This window comes from Bacillus sp. UNC125MFCrub1.1 (genome assembly GCF_000701305.1).
GTDB classification, from domain to species: domain Bacteria; phylum Bacillota; class Bacilli; order Bacillales; family Bacillaceae; genus Bacillus; species Bacillus altitudinis.
Genome location: NZ_JNIG01000012.1, coordinates 37,930 through 55,555 on the forward strand (window position 1 = coordinate 37,930; position 17,626 = coordinate 55,555).

Below are 17,626 nucleotides of genomic sequence, written 5' to 3' on the forward strand. Positions count from 1 at the left end.
ATTGATTTGTCAGTACCAGAACGTCCTTTTGCACTGATGACGAAGGTGTATAAAGATATTTTTCCGCTAGTTCATCAGGAGCTAAAAAAGTGGCGGGCTCATGCAGAAATGATTGAAAATGAAGAACTGAGAACGCAGGCACTAGCGAGCATATCCAGTAAAACCTTTCACTGTGAAGGCGGGGGAATTTTATCTCTGCTTGCAGGTGAAGCGAAGGAAACGTGTATTGAATTCATTGTGGCGTACCAAACGATTAGCGATTACTTAGATAATTTGTGTGACCGCAGTACATCACTTGATCCAAAGGATTTTCATATGCTGCATCAGGCAATGAGAGATGCACTCGATATTCATGCGGAGCTTAAGCCGTACTATCAATTCCGTGATGATCAAGAGGATCATGGATATCTGCATGCGCTTGTTAGGACATGCCAAAATGTGTTATCACGTCTAGCGCATTATCCGATCATTCAGCCCTATTTACATACGCTGTGTGATTATTATAGTGATTTACAAGTACATAAGCATGTGGTTCCTCATGAGCGTGAACCTCGATTAGAGTCATGGTTCCGCCAGTATGAAAAGGATTTACCGAAGATGGAGTGGTATGAGTTTTCCGCATGTGCAGGATCAACGCTGGGCATTTTCTGTCTTGTGGCTTATGCACTGCAGCCTGATTTTACAGAGAAGCAGGCGAAGCAAATTTACGAAAGTTATTTCCCTTATATCCAAGGTCTGCACATCTTACTGGACTATTTAATCGACCAAGAAGAGGACAGGCTGGAAGGCGATTTGAATTTTTGCTCGTACTACAACTCTCATCATGAGATGATGGATAGACTACAGCATTTTATTGAAAAAGCGGATGAACAGCTGAAAGGCATTCCACACGAGAACTTTCACAAACTAATCAATAGAGGGTTACTTGCGGTCTATTTGTCTGATGAAAAAGTGACAGCCCAAAAAGAGATGAACAAGCTGGCAAAGCGGTTGATCAAATCAAGCGGGAAAACATCGTTCTTTTTCTATATCAATGGCAGAGCCTATCGCACCTATCAGAAAATGCCTTGGATGAAATCTTCATAAAGGATAAAGTAAGCTCATCAGCTTGTAGAAAATGTTTTTCTACAAGCTTTTTGTTTTGAACTGTTTCGCTTGTATCCTCTTTTTTCATTACAATCCTCTTATTTGCTGCCGATATTATTCTTAGTGTACGAAAAATAGGAGAAAAGTATTGATATAATGAATCGAATCTACTCCTTATGACGTATATTTGTTGAAAAACTTAAAAAAGGGGAAGGTCGAATATGTCATTTTTTAAAAAGTTTGCAGCAAGTGTAGGAATCGGTGCAGCAAAAGTGGATACAATTTTGGAGAAAGATGCGTATGAACCGGGAGAAGAAGTAAAGGGAACAGTCCATGTGAAGGGCGGAAAAGTGCCTCAAGATATTCGCTATATTGATTTAAAGTTGAAAACATGGTACACCATTGTAAAAGATGATGAAGAGCAACGAAAACACACAACCATCCATTCTGTCCGAGTGACTGAATCATTCACGATTCAGCCTGCGGAAGCTCAGCAGTTTACATTCTCATTTCACCTTCCTCTTGATACACCAATGACTGTAGGTAAAGTAGAGGTGGCTGTTGTGACAGACCTTGATATTCAAGGTGGTATTGATAAATTTGATCATGACCGCATTTTCGTAAGCGCGCACCCTTGGGTGAATCGTGTGCTTGAGGCTGTCGGAAACTTAGGCTTTCACCTTCATGAAGCAGACTGTGAAGAAGCACCTTATTTCAGGCGCCGCCTTCCCTTTGTTCAAGAGTTTGAGTTCATACCGACTTCCGACTATTATCGTCAAATGCTTGATGAGTTAGAGGTGATTTTCTTCATTGATGAAGAGGGGCTAGATCTCATTTTTGAAGTTGACCGCAGAGCAAGAGGGCTGCGTGGCTGGCTGGAAGAAATGTATAATGACGGAGAACAGCTTGTACGTGTCCGCTTTACTCAATCAGAGCTTGCAGATGCAGAAGAGCTGGAAGTAGTGCTTGAAGAAATCATTGACCAATACGCTTATTAAATAAAAAAACTCAAATCCATTAAGAGGATTTGAGTTTTTTTTCGATGGCTACCACAAAGGGCGGATCGTTTTGAATATTCATGTATTGATAAGAGATCACCTGTACTTCTTCGTGATGGAGTGTTTTGCAATAATCAAGAAGGATGTCCTTCTCTTTTTTTCCTTCGGGATGACCGTGGTAAATCACAAGAACGATCAGACCACCAGGCTTAAGCCAATCCATGAGCTGTTTGATCGCTTCAATGGTCGTATGAGCCTGAGTCGTGACGGTTTTATCGCCTCCTGGTAAGTACCCAAGATTGAACACTGCACCAGATATGTGACCATAAGCTTCGGCTGGCAGATGCTCAGCAAGTTGTTCATGTCCGTCATGGATCAGGTGAACGTAAGGGTAGTGCTCACCAAGTCTTTTGCTTGTTTGCTCGATGGCTTCCTTCTGTACATCGAATGCGAAAACTTGTCCATCCTTCCCGACAAGGTCAGCTAAATAGCGTGTATCATGGCCATTTCCCATCGTTGCATCAATGACAATATCTCCTTTTTGACAAGCACGCTCTAACAGCTCTTTACTAAAAGGGAGCATCCGTTTTAAAATCATTTTGCCGCTTCTTCCAATCTGACGAAGCGTTTGCCTTGGTAGCTGTTACGTCTTTCAAGCTCAGCATTAATGGCATTGAGCACTTCCCATTTATTCACACTCCACATTGGACCTACCATTAATTCAATGGGACCATCGCCTGTAATACGATGAATAATCATTTCTGGGGGCAGGATCTCCAGCTGATCACAGACAAGCTGGACATATTCCTCTTGGCTGAGAAATTCTAGTTTGCCTTTCTCATATTGCTTCACCATCGGTGTTCCTTTTAACAGGTGAAGTAGATGAATTTTAATTCCTTGCACATCTAAATCAGCGACAGCTTTTGCTGTTTCCATCATCATATCTCGGTTTTCAAGAGGAAGACCGTTGATGATATGTGAACAGACTCGAATGCCATGTTTTCGCAGTTTTTCTAAACCTTCTACGTAGCATTCATAATCATGAGCACGGTTGATGAGCATCGCTGTCCGCTCATGTACAGTTTGTAGACCAAGTTCAACCCATAGATACGTCCGCTCATTTAACTCAGCTAAATATTCCACGACGTCATCTGGCAGACAATCAGGTCTTGTGGCAATCGATAAACCAACCACTCCATCCAGGTTCATAACGGTTTCGTATTTTTCTTTTAAAACAGGCAGCGGCGCATGTGTGTTTGTGTAAGCTTGGAAATACGCCATGTATTTTCCGTCTTTCCATTTTGTATGCATCCGGTCCTTGATTTCATTAAATTGAGTGATGAGATCATCCGCACGGTTCCCTGCAAAATCACCAGATCCTGCTGCGCTGCAAAATGTGCAACCTCCATGTGCGACAGTACCATCACGGTTTGGACAATCAAAGCCACCGTCTAATGCGACTTTAAATACTTTATGACCAAAGTGCTCACGCAAATGATAATTCCATGTGTGATAACGTTTTTCGCTGTTTGAATATAAAAAAGGGTTATGCTGATCCAAGTCAGTAACCTCCTTGCATAATAATAGGCATCCTTAAAGTTTAACAAAAATCACGAAAGAGGACAATTGAATCTGTCCAACATTTTCTTTAGTGAAAAAGCTTTACGTGGGCAAAATAGGCGAGAGCAATGATGAAATGGAGGAATGGCAAGATGGCAACAAGAAAATCAATCGATGAATTTGTCCAAAAAAGCACTGAGACTCTTGAGTTTGCAAGCGAACAGTTTGATTTGAGCTCTCGTCAAGAACATTATAACGAGGAAGAATTTTCAAAAGCGCAGCTCATGCTAGAGGATGCAGTGAATGAATTAGAAAAGTTAAAAGATGTCGCCAATGATCAGCAAAGAGAACGTTTAGACAGAACGCGTGTACAAATTCAAAGTCTGCAAAACCAAATGATTTTAGGTATTTCATACGAGAACGAATGATGAACAGATCCTTCTTTTAAGGGTCTGTTTTTATTTTTTGGCTGTTTTCGCAAAGTTGTTTTTGGATAAATAGGTTTTTATTCTGTTAAAGTATGTTATATATAGAAATTGAAAATATCTTCAAGGGGGTAGAAGAAATGTTGGAGACTCTTCCTGATTGGTTTTGGGCATTATATTACTTGTTTTTCTTAGCAACATTAGGAACCGCAATATTCAGTGTTGTGAAAAATAAACATAGGGGATTGTCCATTCTAACCATTGGAATTACTGTTACAATTCCGATTATTAGCCTGATAAATAGCATTGGTAGAGTAGAAGGAATGAATGAATTTGAACACTTATTTAGTCAATTGCGACAGGGTGCAGTTTGGTCTATCTTTACAGTTATAGGCTATATATTTTTATTAGTATGGTGGGTGCTAATCCTGTTCAAAAGCAAGTCCAAAAAGCAAGTCCAAAAACAAAGTAATAGTATCTAATTAAAACATTGTAGAGACCTCAATATTCGGGGTCTTTTATTATGCACTTTTTCAGGCGATTATGAAAGTGATGAACACCCTAAACCAGAAGCAAACCTGGCTTCCGAAAGCTTTTAAGTAGCTTCGTCATTTTATCTGGTTCGTCTGCCAATTTTTTTCTAAAGTCTCTTGACTTTTCAATCAAGTGTCTATATTGTATTAAGTGTACTATATCAACTAATACACTACAGACACTTAAACGTGAAGAAAGGTGTTTAACCATGAAAAAAGAAAAAAAACCAATCAATTTAAAGTGGATGGTGCTGGCTGTTGCGTTAGCATGTACATTTTTTTTCGTTCTCGTTTTCATTGGTTTTGAAGTTCAAAAAGATTTTATTCCAAATTCGGTCCCTTTAATGCAAGGACATGATCAAGCGATAGGACTGCAAAAGCATGAATGAGAAAAGAGGGAGCCATCATGATTCAAATAGATCCAAGAAGCGCTGCACCAATATATGAACAAATCATTGAGCAGTTAAAAATTTTGTGCTTAAAAGGCGTGATGAAACCAGGTGACAAACTGCCCTCTGTGAGAGAGCTTGCCACCATTATTATTGCGAATCCAAACACCGTCAGCAAAGCGTATAAAGAGCTTGAACGAGAAGGAATTATTGAAACATTAAGAGGCCGTGGAACGTATGTGACAGAAGGTGCACAGTTAAAGCTGAATGAAGGGAAGGTGTTAGAGATGAAGGAGCAATTAAGGCAGCTTATTATTGAAGCTCATTATGCCGGTATTGATATTCATCAACTCAAAGAGTGGTTGGAGGAGATCGGCTCAAGTCTAAAAGGAGGAAACCAAGTTGATTGAGGTCAGAAATGTATCAAAGAAATTAAATGGACGCGAAGTACTCAGCGACGTTTCCTTCAAGATAGGCGAAGGAGAGATCTTTGGTCTGCTTGGCCGGAATGGCTCTGGTAAAACAACACTGCTTCGCTTGATTCAGCAAATCCTTCTTCCAGATGAAGGAGAGATTTATTTTAAAGATGTACTCGTAAAAGACCACCCGTTAGTGAAGCAAAATATTGTGTATATGCCAGTCGTAAATCCCTACTTTGACCGGTACAATTATGGACAGCTTGTGAAGCTGTTAAAACAACTGTATCCAAAGTTTGACGTGACATATGCCAATGAGCTTGTGAACCGGTATGAGATTCCGGAAAAAGTGAAATACCGTGAATTGTCGACAGGTTTAAAGAAACAGCTGTCCCTCATTTTAAGTTTTGCCATCAAACCAGCAGTCATTTTGTTAGATGAGCCGACAGACGGGATTGATGCAGTCACAAGAAATGACGTTCTTCAGCTGATGATTGACGAGGTGGCAGAACGACAAACAACGATTTTAATTACATCTCACCGTTTAGAGGATATTGAGCGTATGTGTAACCGAATCGGGTTTTTGGAAGGAAATCAGCTCACAAGTGTTATGGATTTAGATGAATTAAAGAATGACTACGTTAAAATCCAGATGGCATTTGAAGAGGATATGAACTTAAGTATTAGAAAAAAAGGCGTTGCCATTTTAGATCAAGCGGGTGTGTTCTATACAGCACTTGTACTCAAAACAGATGAAGAAGCAAAAGAGTATTTGAAATCGCTTGAACCAAAAGTGTGGCATGAACTGCCTGTAAATTTAGAAGAAGTATTCATTGCGAAGTTTGGAGGGAAACGCAGATGGTAAAGCGGCAATTGTTATATAAGGAATGGAAGCAGTCTGAGCTGACATTCATTTTAGTGATGCTTGTTGCGGTATTTGCGACGCCATTATCCTTTTTAATGGAATACTCATCTTTTCAAGATTGTTTAGAAAACCGAGACTGTCTAATGGATACAACAACATTCACTTATATTTTTAAGACGGACGCATTTCTCTCACTTTCATGGGTCATGGGAATATTTTTTGCTGTGATTCAGCTAGGATTTGAAAGAAATAAAGGGCAGATGGACTTTACCGTATCTTTGCCGTTTAGTAGAAGTTCCATCTTTCATACAAAGTTTTTCTTAGGTGCAGGAATCATTGCAAGTGTTCACGCTGTTTCATACCTGATCATTTATTTATTAAAATTAGGTCTTGGTCCAATAGAGACATCTGGATTTAACAGTCATTATTTCTCTGCGTTGTTGTCAGCCTTGATGATCTATAGTTTGTTTTTTGCAGCAGGTACTTTAACAGGGAGTGCCATTTCTCAAGCGATCGTTGGATTCAGTACAGCTATTTTACCTTACTTAGTGATTGGTTTACCAATCCTTCATTTAGATTTTATCTTTAAAACAAGCGGGATGTGGCTGGATAAAATCTTTAATTATTTGATCACGCCCATTTCCCCCATTACTTATATTACAGCTAACAGTTTTTATCAGGAATATCCGCTTTGGTTCAATGGTGAAGAATACATCATTCCAATTGTCATGATGTTGCTATTTTACCTTATTGGCTTGTTTAGCTTTATTAAACATCCAATTGAACGAAATGGCCGATTCTTCCTTTATTCAATAATGGATCGCCCAATTCAAATTATGGTGATCGTGTTCGGAGTCTTAGGGTTTGGCTGGGTTGGTTTTTCCTCAGATTCATTAATTGGATATTTTGTTGGTATGTGCATCGGTGGAGCTGTAGGTGCACTGACGAGTTATTTCTTAATCTATCGAAAAAGATAAACAGAGAGCAGGGGAGTAGAGATGATTCAAATTCAATCGTTAGATCATGTGTTTAAAATTGGGAAAAAGGGCAGGGAGAACGAGATTCCTGTGCTCAAAGACATTGACTTGTCTATTAAAAGAGGCGAAATTGCATGTATCGTCGGACGAAGCGGTTCGGGGAAATCAACTTTACTGAATTTAATATCGGGATATATTACGCCAACAAGCGGACAAATTATCGTTGATGGCACCAATGTGACCGGCTTTAATGAGAAAGAATGGGCAGACTTTCGGTTAGATCATTTTGGCTTTATCTTTCAAAGCTTTCAATTGATCGGGAGTTTAACAACATATGAGAACGTTGAACTTCCGCTCACTTTAAAAGGTGTGAAGCCGTCTGAGCGAAAAGTGAAAGTAAAGGAAATGCTGAAACGAGTTGGACTGGAACATCACGCAGGACATTATCCTAATGAACTGTCAGGTGGACAGCAGCAGCGTGTGAGTATTGCAAGAGCCTTGATCCTTAATCCGTCTATTATTTTAGCGGATGAGCCAACAGGCAGTCTGGATTCAGAAACTGAAGGCGAAATTCTAGCCTTTATCCAACAGCTTAATCGTGAAAAAGGAATTACATTTGTCATCATTACACATGACGATGAAGTCGCTTCAATCGCAGACACAACGTTCCAGCTTCATGATGGTGTATTAAAGAAAGGGGATCAGTCCATTGAAATTTAGAGATCAGGTCAAATTCATCAGAAGAAATATGAAGAAAAATAGATTGCGTGTGTTTATGACCATACTTGCAACGACAATGGCATGCTCTTTCTTAATCGTTCTAGCGTCAGTTGGTTTTGGTCTGCAAAAATCGGCTCAAGATGAAATCATGAAACAACAAATTATCACAGAAATTAAAGTGTTAGGCAAAGAAAAAGGTGACGTCAAGGTTGACGATTTAAAGAAATATGATCATGCGAAATCTGTCGTTGCGAGAACGTCAATCATTCCATCGGTTCACGTCGAGCTCGATAATCGCTCAAGTGATACGCAGGCTGTACTGACAGATATGAAAGAAGAAAAAGAGGCAGGCCTTGAACTAGACCGTGGAAAAGTCCCAACATCGGCGAATGAAATTGTAGTTGGGTATCAAATGGCAGAACAACTTTGGACGGAAAAAGAACGAAAAGACTATGAAAAAGAAATGAATCAGACATCAAATGGTGAAGAGACACCGGAAGAGCCAAAAGGCTATACGAAGGAAATTTTAAACAAAGTCATTCAAATCAAGGTACCAAAACTGAATGAAGAAAATGAAGTGGTGAAAGAAAAGACGTTCGATTTCCGTGTCGTCGGTGTATTGAAGAAACCGAATTTGGAGTGGCAGCAGGATCATAAAATTCTTATTCCGAATGCTTATGAAAAAGAATTTAGTCAAGTGCTCGATCTGTCTCCTGATGCAGGAAATGTCGAAAAAATGACGTCTGTCTATGCTGATAAGTTCGACAATGTCGGTGCGCTCACAGATAAGCTGACAGATGACGGCTATCAAGTCATCTCTGTGACGAATCAGCTTGAAGGAATGGATATGTTCTTTACAGTCTTTAAAATTGGACTCATCTTTGTTGGATGTATTGCGGTCATTATTTCGGCGATTGGCATTTTCAATACGATGACAATGGCCGTTACAGAGCGGACACAAGAGATTGGGATCATGAAAGCCATCGGTGCGAATCCTTCCATTATTAAGCGAATGTTCCTCATGGAAAGTGCTTATATTGGGGTGATTGGATCGATCATCGGGATTATCATCTCGTACATCGTTAGTTTTGCAGTGAATTTAATCATTCCAGCGATTTTGTCTTCCATGTCTGAGGGAGCATCAAGCGATCAATTCTCGATCACCTTCTCCTATATACCGCTAAGCCTTGTGGTCACAGCAACAGTGATTAGTGCAGGAGTTGCCATTATTTCTGGACTCAATCCAGCACGTAAGGCGACAAAAACGAATGTATTAACAGCATTAAGAAGAGAAATTTAAAGAAGAACCTCCTGTACCTATATTGGGCTGACAGGAGGTTTTTTTATCGTCAAAAGATGTCTATTGCTTTGGTGCCCGGTACCCTGCACGCTCAGCTTCTTCTACGGAGCAGAACATTTTGGTCACGTTTTTTGTCCGTGAGTAGTATCTGCTACTTGGTGTGTGATATATGCCGTTGACACTTCCTTTAATATTACAGGCGGCAGATTCTTTTTTTGTTTCTTTTTGTGACTCATGACCGCCAGTATTGGCCCCATCATCTTTAGGAGCAGATCGCTGGGCCGATGACGTGGTGTCTTTGTTTACTTTCTGGTGTTCTTTTTTGAGTGTTTCGTTTGTAGAGGTTAGCTTGTCTATTTTCTCTTCAAGCTCATGGATGGTTTTTTCTTGCTGTTTGACTGTCTTCTTTTCGGAGGTGATGTTTTCTAATTTCTTGGATAGCTTTTCTTTTTCTTTGGTCACGTCTTCTAAAGAGGCTGTCAGCGTTTCTTTGTCTTCCTTTAGACGAGAAATGTCAGATGCTAATTGTTTTTGCTCTTTCAGCAGCTGTTCAGAAGATGGATCTGCTTGTGCCTTCGGAGCACCTGTGCCGGCAAACGGTAATGACATAATAGAAAAAACAAGACCAATGGTCAAAAAAGGATAGAAGAGTTTTTTTGAAAAGATTGGTTGATTTTGGTGTTTAAGTAATAAGAAATTGACGGCATATCCTATGGCGAAACAAATACATAAAAGACCTATGATGAGTAACATCATCGTCTAGCAGCCCCCCTAAATCGCTATTTACACCTATCATACCTCATTTTTCCATTTTGGGGAGCGGTTCAATTAAAAAAACCCTGTTTAAACAGGGTTTTCAGCGTGTAGACAAACCCTCGCATTCGGTGTCAGTCCTGTGTGCCGGTGCTCACGAATGTGAAATTCGCTCCGCTCCGGTACTCGTCCTTCCTAGACTGCAAAGGTTTTCTATCACGCTGAAAAGAAGACAAAGGGCTAAAATAAAGATCATTTTAGCCCTTTGTCAACAATCTGAAACCCTGTTTATACAGGGTTTTCAGCTAATGGCAATCCTTTGATTGCTTCTTTTACTGTTAAGTAAGTGATCGTATTCTGGAAGTCTGTATCTAAGTCTTTCATTTTCATCGCAAGCTGTGGTTTGATCCCAGTGATGATGAGTTCAGTTCCAGTTAAGTTCAGCAGGTGATGCAGTTTGAAAATTCGCGCTGCAACGGAATCATCGACATCGATTAAACCAGAAAGATCTACAATTAAATAATCATCCTTTGAATCTTCTAATATACAAGTTAACTTCGCGACGATGGCATCAAAGCGTTCTTCTGATAATTTTCCGATGAGTGGAAGAGCGGAAACACCATTTTTGATTGGGACAATTGGCGTCGACAGAGAGGTGACTTCCTGTAAGGAATCTTCTAGGAGTTGTTCATATTCTTTCTGCTTTGTAATGTCCTTTTGAAAGCCAATAAAAAATGTTTTGTCATCTTGTTCAATGTATAGAGGATCTATATTGAGTTCATTCCAAAAAAAAGTACCGTCTTTTTTATAATTTTTGAGCTGTGTGGTAATAGGTGTTTTGTTTTGAATTCCGTGACGTATTAAGGCAAGTTGCTCTTGATTTGTGTCTTTTCCTTGGAGGAATCGACAATTACGTCCAAGAATCTCATCTGGTTTGTATCCAGTCATTTGTGTAAAGCCATGATTCACATAAACGATAGGGTTATCCTCTAAAGAAGGGTCTGTAATGACAACACCAATCCGCGCATGATCCAGCGCTTTTTTTATGAGTTCAAGCTGTTTTTGCAATCCGAAGATGTTCGAGCTGACCATATTACCCTCCTTTGCTGCTACTATTAGACATTTAAGATGGTTTTTTTGAAACCAAATGAATTCTTTTTAAACGTAACATAACATATGTTCTGTTTCAATGATTGCAATCGCTTTGTTAAATTTGTCATCATAGTTTGTCCTCCATTAGAATAGAGTAAGTAAGGAGACTTTTCATTAGAAAAAGAAGGGATCATTTGAGGAAAATTCATAAAATGACAAAAATAGTTAATATGGATTAGGTAAAAATGATTCCAATGCATCAAGATTGTTTTTGGGTCATTCACATATAATGGAAGAAACAAGCTTTTTTTCTTCGTTAGAGAGAATAGACCTTTTACATGGATTATGACGGAACAGCAGAATGGCATTACAGGGGGCTGGACAGCCTGAAGTCGCTTTACTATTCTAAGGGCTTTAGGAAGGTGATGAAAATGCTGCAACAAGTCATTATTGCTTGCGCCATTGGAGGGGTCATGGGCATTCTCGGTCACGTAAAGAAAAAAGGCAGGCTAGAGAAGCCCAGAATGACAAAGAAGTTTATTTATCTAGGGTTTATTGAAGATTGGCTCGTTGGGATGATTGCTGCTACACTGCTTGTCTTATCCTCAAATCCCGAATCTAGTCTGCACTTGATCATCTTATCCATTATTTCAGGTTACGGAGGAGAAGCAGTTCTGCGAAGCTTCGATTTTGTGAGAGAAGAACGTTCACAGGATGCAGGCTCCAACCGTCATAACCGATCTCCACACGAATAATATCCTCACTTTACCCTAGTCTAGGGTACATTCCCATTGTATACAAACCTGCTTGCACTTATGATCATAATTCTATAAAATACTACTTAGATGACGGTTACGATAAGAACAGTGAAGAGGAGTAGTAGGAAAGCAGTATTTGTCTTTAGAGAATTGACGGCTGGTGAAAGTCAATCAAATCTGCTTCTGAACTCGCCTCAGAGTTGCAGTTGCGTTAAAGCTTCTGTCGCATGTCTGCGTTAAAGATATTAAGTGAGCGTATGAACAGTTCATGACGCTAACAAGGGTGGTACCGCGGGAACCAAAAAATCTCTCGTCCCTTTCTAGGGATGAGGGTTTTTTGTTGATTTTAGAAAAATCTGAATTCTTGCAGTGGTCATCTGTGCAGATAAAGCCGTACACATTAAAGGAGGTTTTCACATTGAGTTTTCAGCATCGGGAAATTGAAAAGAAGTGGCAGGATTATTGGCTGACACATAAAACATTCGCCACATCTGACTCGGAAGATAAGCCAAAGTTTTATGCGCTAGATATGTTTCCTTATCCATCAGGAGCAGGGCTTCATGTAGGGCATCCTGAAGGATACACAGCAACGGATATTTTATCACGTATGAAACGTATGCAGGGATACGATGTTCTTCATCCAATGGGATGGGACGCATTTGGTCTTCCAGCGGAACAATATGCGCTGGATACAGGAAATGATCCAGCTGCATTTACAGAAGAGAACATTAATAATTTCCGCCGCCAAATTCAATCATTGGGCTTCTCGTATGATTGGGATCGAGAAATTAACACGACAGATCCGAATTATTATAAATGGACGCAGTGGATTTTCTTGAAATTGTACGAAAAAGGATTGGCGTATATTGATGAAGTACCTGTAAACTGGTGCCCAGCACTTGGTACAGTCCTTGCAAATGAAGAAGTCATTGATGGGAAAAGTGAGCGCGGAGGACATCCTGTTGAAAGACGTCCAATGAAGCAATGGATGCTAAAAATTACAGCATATGCGGACAGGCTATTAGAAGATTTAGAAGACATTGATTGGCCTGAAAGCATCAAAGACATGCAGCGCAACTGGATTGGACGTTCTGAAGGTGCACATGTTCACTTCGAAGTAGAAGGACATGACGAACAGTTTACGGTGTTTACAACACGTCCTGATACACTATTTGGTGCAACATATGCCGTTCTTGCACCAGAGCATGCACTAGTTGAAAAAATTACAACAGCTGCTCAAAAAGAAGCAGTTGAAGCATATATCAAAGAAATTCAATCTAAGAGTGACTTAGAGCGGACAGATCTTGCTAAAACGAAAACGGGCATTTTCACAGGTGCTTATGCCATCAATCCATTGAATGGGGAAAAGATGCCGATTTGGATTGCAGATTATGTGTTAGCCACATATGGCACTGGAGCGATCATGGCAGTTCCTGCTCATGATGAGCGTGATTATGAATTCGCCAAAACATTCGATCTTCCAATCAAAGAGGTTGTTGAAGGCGGAGACATTGACAAAGAAGCCTACACAGGTGATGGAAAGCACATCAACTCTGATTTCTTAAACGGCTTAGGGAAAGAAGAAGCAATTGAAAAAGCGATTGCATGGCTAGAAGAACATCAAAAAGGTGAAAAGAAAGTCACTTATCGTTTAAGAGACTGGCTGTTCAGCCGTCAGCGTTACTGGGGAGAGCCAATTCCAATTATTCATTGGGAGGACGGAACATCTTCAGCTGTTTCAGAGGAAGAGCTTCCACTGATTTTGCCTAAGACGACTGAGATTAAGCCAAGCGGAACAGGTGAATCACCTTTAGCAAATATTAAAGACTGGGTTGAGGTTGTAGATCCTGTAACAGGTAAGAAAGGTCGCCGTGAAACGAATACAATGCCGCAATGGGCAGGCAGCTGCTGGTATTTCTTGCGTTATATTGATCCACATAACTCAGAAGAGCTTGCATCTCCTGAAAAGCTAAAGAAATGGCTTCCGGTTGATGTGTATATCGGCGGAGCAGAACATGCTGTATTGCATCTTCTATATGCGCGCTTCTGGCATAAGTTCTTGTATGATATCGGTGTTGTCCCAACAAAAGAACCTTTCATGAAATTGTTCAACCAAGGAATGATCCTTGGAGAAAACAATGAAAAGATGAGTAAATCCAAAGGGAACGTTGTCAATCCAGATGATATTGTAGAATCTCATGGTGCAGATACATTAAGACTGTATGAAATGTTCATGGGGCCTTTAGATGCGTCAATTGCTTGGTCTGAAACAGGTCTTGATGGTGCTCGTCGTTTCCTAGATCGTGTATGGCGTCTGTTTACAAATGAAGATGGCTCCATCAGTGATAAAGTGACAGAGCAATCTGGCGGGCCATTAGAGCGAAGCTACCATGAAACCGTCATGAAGGTAACGGATCATTATGAAGGCTTACGTTTCAATACTGGGATTTCACAATTAATGGTGTTCATCAACGATGCATACAAGGCTGACACACTGCCGAAAGAATATGCAGAAGGCTTTGTGAAACTTCTTTCTCCAATTGCACCGCATGTAGCGGAAGAGCTTTGGAACAAACTTGGTCATGAAGGGTCTATTTCTTATGAAGCATGGCCGCAATATGATGAGTCAAAACTTGTCGATGATGAAGTGGAAATTGTCGTACAGCTAAATGGAAAAGTGAAAGCAAAATTAACGGTTCCTGCTGATGCAACAAAAGAGCAGCTAGAAGAGCTTGCGAAAAATGATGCACGGATAAAAGAACAGCTTGAAGGGAAAACAATCCGTAAAGTGATTGCGGTTCCTGGAAAACTTGTCAATATTGTCGCGAACTAATGAACGCACCCATCGGTTGATACCGGTGGGTGTTGTTTATTTCCCGGGACATAATTTTGTCGAAAACAAGGTGATTCCCCCATCAATCTCGTATTTAACAAGTTGATCAAGAAAATGAGGAGTGACGTCAATGGAAAAGGAAAGCAAACGTGAACAACTGCTCAGTTTATTAGGGGAAATGCCAGAGCGCCATCGTGTGGAGGCGTATACGTTAAAGATTGAGGAACGTGAATCGTACTTAGTAGAAACACTCATTCTCTCTATTCATGGGGTGGAGGAAGTTCCGGCTTATTTTGTGAAGCCGAAAGATACAGTGAAAAAAAGGCCTGTTGTCTTGTTCCAGCATTCTCATGGTGGGAATTATGTGGATGGGAAAGAAGAGTTATTGAAGGGGGCTCATTATTTGCAAGCGCCTTCATACGCAAAAGAATTCACTTCAAAAGGATATAGTGTGTTGGCGATTGACCATGCGGGATTTGGTGAAAGAAGGGGCAGAACTGAAAGTGAAATTTTCAAAGAAATGCTGTTAACAGGAAAAGTGATGTGGGGCATGATGCTGTATGAGAGCATGTGTGCAATTGATTATTTGCTGTCCCGCTCTGATGTGCTCCCAGAGCGTTTAGCTGTTTTTGGGATGTCAATGGGCGGTCTTCTTTCATGGTGGACGGCAGCACTTGATGAGAGGATCAGTGTGTGTGTGGATCTTTGCGCACAGGTTGATCATCACACATTGATTGAAACAAATCATTTAGATAGACACGGTTTTTACTATTATGTACCGAGCTTAGCTAAGCACTTTACAGCAGCTGACATCCAAGAAATGATTTTCCCAAGACCGCATTTAAGCTTAGTTGGAAAGCATGATCAGCTTACACCTGCTGAAGGTGTTGGACGAATTCAACAGACATTAAGTCAAGCCTATCAAGCTGCTTCCTTAAAGGAACGTTATCAGCTTGTAGGTTTACATGCAGGTCATTTTGAAACGGCTGCTATGCGCCACGAGGCTACACGTTTTTTGAAAAAGTGGCTGTAATCAACAGATGGCATGGACATACTACTCCGATAAAAGATGAAGGAGGAAACAGATGAAAAAAATCACCATGATTGGCGGATGTGGTGTCATCGGACGTTTATTAACTAAAGAGCTCTCTTCGGAGTATGACGTGACCATCATTGATCAAACAAGGTGTGTAGAAGAAGTCATCATGGCAGATGCGGCAATTGAAGAGAATTTGTTTCAAACCATCCCAAGAGATACAGATGTGATCATTCATCTTTTAAACGTGGACATGACGCATGATGTGATGAATGAAAAGGAGTTTGCAAAAATGAATGATGTGTTTTGGAAAAGCACGTATGATATGTTTCGTTCAGCGGCCCGGTTAAACATTCCAAAAGTCATTTTTGCAAGCAGTAATCATGTGACAGATCGCTATGAAAAAGATGGTCACTCCTTATTAGGGCGAGAAATTACGACTGATGATGTACCAGCAACGAAAAATGTGTATGGCATTTTAAAATTTGCTTCCGAACAGCTTGGGCGTTTGTTTCACGATCAAACAGGTATGTCTGTCATCAATTTGAGAATTGGAACCGTCGTGACAGATGAGATGGAAGGATTGCACACTAAAAAAAGAACGAAACGAACGCTTCTTTCACATGAAGACCTTTTCGGCATGATCAAGGCTGCCATCGAAACGGACGTTCCATTCGGGACTTATTATGCCGTATCAGAAAACGAAGGAAAACCTTGGTCTACTGAGAAAACGAAGCTGGAGTTAGGCTACAGGCCAGATGTCAATACGGCAGAAATTCTGAAAGAAAACGATCAGGCATAGGGCATAATCATGACATTAGCTCATGATCTTTTTCTTTTCATTGATGAGGCTAAAAGCACGAATGGCATGATCATCTCTGTGGTCTGTCATGATGATTATAGACGCTTTCTTTCCCCGTTTGTTACATTTTAATCACGATATCGTCAAAGGCTGCAGCTTATGTTCAGACGAAATGATAACGCTTACAAAGAAAGGGCGTGATGAACATAGATCGTTCTATTAAAGGCCGATTGTTCAATGTATTTAATTACTCTTTTCTACTCATGTTCGCATTAATATGTGTGCTCCCGTTCATCCATGTCATTGCCGCCTCTTTTGCGACAGTAGAAGAGGTCATCTCAAAGAAGTTTATTTTGTTTCCAACGACGTTTTCTCTAGAGGCCTATCGCTATATCTTTTCTACAGATATTGTGTATCGCAGCCTGATTGTATCCATTCTTGTGACACTCGTTGGAACAGCGGTCAGCATGTTTTTGTCCTCACTTATGGCGTATGGGCTGTCTCGTCAGGAGCTAAAGGGCCGAAGAACCCTCATGTTTCTCGTTGTCTTCACGATGCTGTTTAGCGGAGGGATGATTCCGACGTTTATCGTCGTGAAAACACTTGGGCTGCTTGATACTTACTGGTCACTCATTCTGCCAGTGGCCATCAATGCATTCAATTTGATCATTTTGAAAAACTTCTTTCAAAACATTCCGGCAAGCCTTGAAGAATCAGCGAAGATGGACGGCTGTAACGACTTAGGGATCTTCTTTAAAATTGTGCTGCCACTTTCTTTGCCAGCTATTGCGACGATTTCACTTTTTTATGCCGTGACGTATTGGAATACGTACATGACAGCCATTTTATATTTAAACGATTCAGTGAAATGGCCGATTCAGGTCCTGTTAAGACAAATCGTCATTGTATCAAGCGGTATGCAGGGAGATATGTCAGATATGGGCTCATCAACACCGCCGCCAGACCAAACCATTAAAATGGCGGTCATCGTCGTGGCGACCATTCCCGTTCTGCTTGTCTATCCATTTATTCAAAAGCATTTCAACAAAGGGGCATTACTAGGTTCTGTAAAGGGTTAAAAAG

The 17,626-nt window shown here is 40.5% G+C and carries 19 protein-coding genes and 1 other annotated feature; of the genes, 15 read left to right on the plus strand and 4 right to left on the minus strand.

The window, feature by feature from the left end; translation table 11 throughout:
- Positions 1-6 precede the first annotated feature (6 nt).
- Together N521_RS09560 and N521_RS09565 are read left to right on the plus strand one after the other, a co-directional pair.
- Complete coding sequence (locus N521_RS09560) at positions 7-1,086, plus strand: tetraprenyl-beta-curcumene synthase family protein (protein WP_019743684.1); 1,080 nt, start codon at positions 7-9, stop codon at positions 1,084-1,086.
- Between the two features lie 221 nt (positions 1,087-1,307).
- A complete protein-coding gene (locus N521_RS09565) occupies positions 1,308-2,084 on the plus strand; it encodes a sporulation protein (RefSeq protein WP_035391053.1) in 777 nt (258 codons plus the stop codon).
- A gap of 19 nt (positions 2,085-2,103) precedes the next feature.
- Here N521_RS09565 and N521_RS09570 read toward each other — a convergent pair whose 3' ends face one another.
- Entirely contained in the window at positions 2,104-2,682 is a 579-nt protein-coding gene (locus N521_RS09570; RefSeq protein WP_035391055.1) for a tRNA 5-(aminomethyl)-2-thiouridylate-methyltransferase MnmM, read from the minus strand.
- The gene (locus N521_RS09575; protein ID WP_035391057.1) at positions 2,679-3,644 is read right to left on the minus strand and encodes a tRNA modification radical SAM protein MnmL/YtqA; all 966 of its coding nucleotides are present in this window, start codon (positions 3,642-3,644) and stop codon (positions 2,679-2,681) included. Before N521_RS09575 ends, N521_RS09570 begins: the two co-directional genes overlap by 4 nt.
- 152 nt (positions 3,645-3,796) lie before the next feature.
- Between N521_RS09575 and N521_RS09580 the strand changes: the two genes are divergently transcribed.
- The 8 genes from N521_RS09580 (at position 3,797) to N521_RS09615 (ending at position 9,269) form a co-directional block, all read left to right on the plus strand.
- Positions 3,797-4,072 carry a YtzC family protein gene (locus tag N521_RS09580; protein ID WP_019743687.1) on the plus strand — a complete coding sequence of 92 codons (276 nt, stop codon included), beginning with the start codon at positions 3,797-3,799 and terminating at the stop codon, positions 4,070-4,072.
- A 137-nt stretch (positions 4,073-4,209) separates the two neighbouring features.
- Positions 4,210-4,551 carry a hypothetical protein gene (locus tag N521_RS09585; protein ID WP_035391059.1) on the plus strand — a complete coding sequence of 114 codons (342 nt, stop codon included), beginning with the start codon at positions 4,210-4,212 and terminating at the stop codon, positions 4,549-4,551.
- 260 nt (positions 4,552-4,811) lie between these two features.
- Positions 4,812-4,991, plus strand: coding sequence for a hypothetical protein (locus N521_RS09590; RefSeq protein ID WP_008342991.1), 180 nt, complete (start codon positions 4,812-4,814; stop codon positions 4,989-4,991).
- Positions 4,992-5,008: 17 nt separating this feature from the next.
- A complete protein-coding gene (locus tag N521_RS09595) occupies positions 5,009-5,401 on the plus strand; it encodes a GntR family transcriptional regulator (protein WP_017358353.1) in 393 nt (130 codons plus the stop codon).
- The gene (locus tag N521_RS09600; protein ID WP_035391061.1) at positions 5,394-6,272 is read left to right on the plus strand and encodes an ATP-binding cassette domain-containing protein; all 879 of its coding nucleotides are present in this window, start codon (positions 5,394-5,396) and stop codon (positions 6,270-6,272) included. Before N521_RS09595 ends, N521_RS09600 begins: the two co-directional genes overlap by 8 nt.
- Positions 6,266-7,249: an ABC-2 transporter permease gene (locus tag N521_RS09605; protein WP_035391062.1), complete on the plus strand. Its 984-nt coding sequence runs from the start codon at positions 6,266-6,268 to the stop codon at positions 7,247-7,249. The genes N521_RS09600 and N521_RS09605 overlap by 7 nt, the downstream gene beginning before the upstream one ends.
- 21 nt (positions 7,250-7,270) lie before the next feature.
- Entirely contained in the window at positions 7,271-7,969 is a 699-nt protein-coding gene (locus tag N521_RS09610; RefSeq protein ID WP_017367892.1) for an ABC transporter ATP-binding protein, read from the plus strand.
- A complete protein-coding gene (locus tag N521_RS09615; protein ID WP_017358351.1) occupies positions 7,959-9,269 on the plus strand; it encodes an ABC transporter permease in 1,311 nt (436 codons plus the stop codon). Before N521_RS09610 ends, N521_RS09615 begins: the two co-directional genes overlap by 11 nt.
- Positions 9,270-9,329: 60 nt before the next feature.
- Here the strand turns inward: N521_RS09615 and N521_RS09620 are convergent, their stop codons facing one another.
- Both N521_RS09620 and N521_RS09625 read right to left on the minus strand, forming a co-directional pair.
- The gene (locus N521_RS09620; protein ID WP_035391064.1) at positions 9,330-10,025 is read right to left on the minus strand and encodes a sunset domain-containing protein; all 696 of its coding nucleotides are present in this window, start codon (positions 10,023-10,025) and stop codon (positions 9,330-9,332) included.
- 285 nt (positions 10,026-10,310) lie between these two features.
- Positions 10,311-11,114, minus strand: a complete 804-nt coding sequence (locus N521_RS09625) for a YtvA family blue-light photoreceptor (protein ID WP_007501884.1) — start codon at positions 11,112-11,114, stop codon at positions 10,311-10,313.
- Positions 11,115-11,539: 425 nt separating this feature from the next.
- Here N521_RS09625 and N521_RS09630 point away from each other — a divergent pair, with 425 nt between their 5' ends.
- The 5 genes from N521_RS09630 (at position 11,540) to N521_RS09650 (ending at position 17,622) form a co-directional block, all read left to right on the plus strand.
- Entirely contained in the window at positions 11,540-11,869 is a 330-nt protein-coding gene (locus tag N521_RS09630; RefSeq protein ID WP_008343006.1) for a DUF4257 domain-containing protein, read from the plus strand.
- Between the two features lie 102 nt (positions 11,870-11,971).
- Positions 11,972-12,193, plus strand: a binding site (T-box leader).
- Between the two features lie 97 nt (positions 12,194-12,290).
- Positions 12,291-14,705, plus strand: coding sequence for a leucine--tRNA ligase (leuS, locus tag N521_RS09635; RefSeq protein ID WP_019743697.1), 2,415 nt, complete (start codon positions 12,291-12,293; stop codon positions 14,703-14,705).
- Positions 14,706-14,835: 130 nt separating this feature from the next.
- On the plus strand, positions 14,836-15,738 hold the full coding sequence (locus N521_RS09640) for a dienelactone hydrolase family protein (protein WP_008343011.1): 903 nt from the start codon (positions 14,836-14,838) through the stop codon (positions 15,736-15,738).
- Positions 15,739-15,790: 52 nt separating this feature from the next.
- A complete protein-coding gene (locus N521_RS09645; protein ID WP_035391066.1) occupies positions 15,791-16,543 on the plus strand; it encodes an NAD-dependent epimerase/dehydratase family protein in 753 nt (250 codons plus the stop codon).
- Between the two features lie 218 nt (positions 16,544-16,761).
- Positions 16,762-17,622, plus strand: coding sequence for a carbohydrate ABC transporter permease (locus N521_RS09650; protein WP_098680761.1), 861 nt, complete (start codon positions 16,762-16,764; stop codon positions 17,620-17,622).
- The last annotated feature ends 4 nt before the right edge of the window (positions 17,623-17,626 follow it).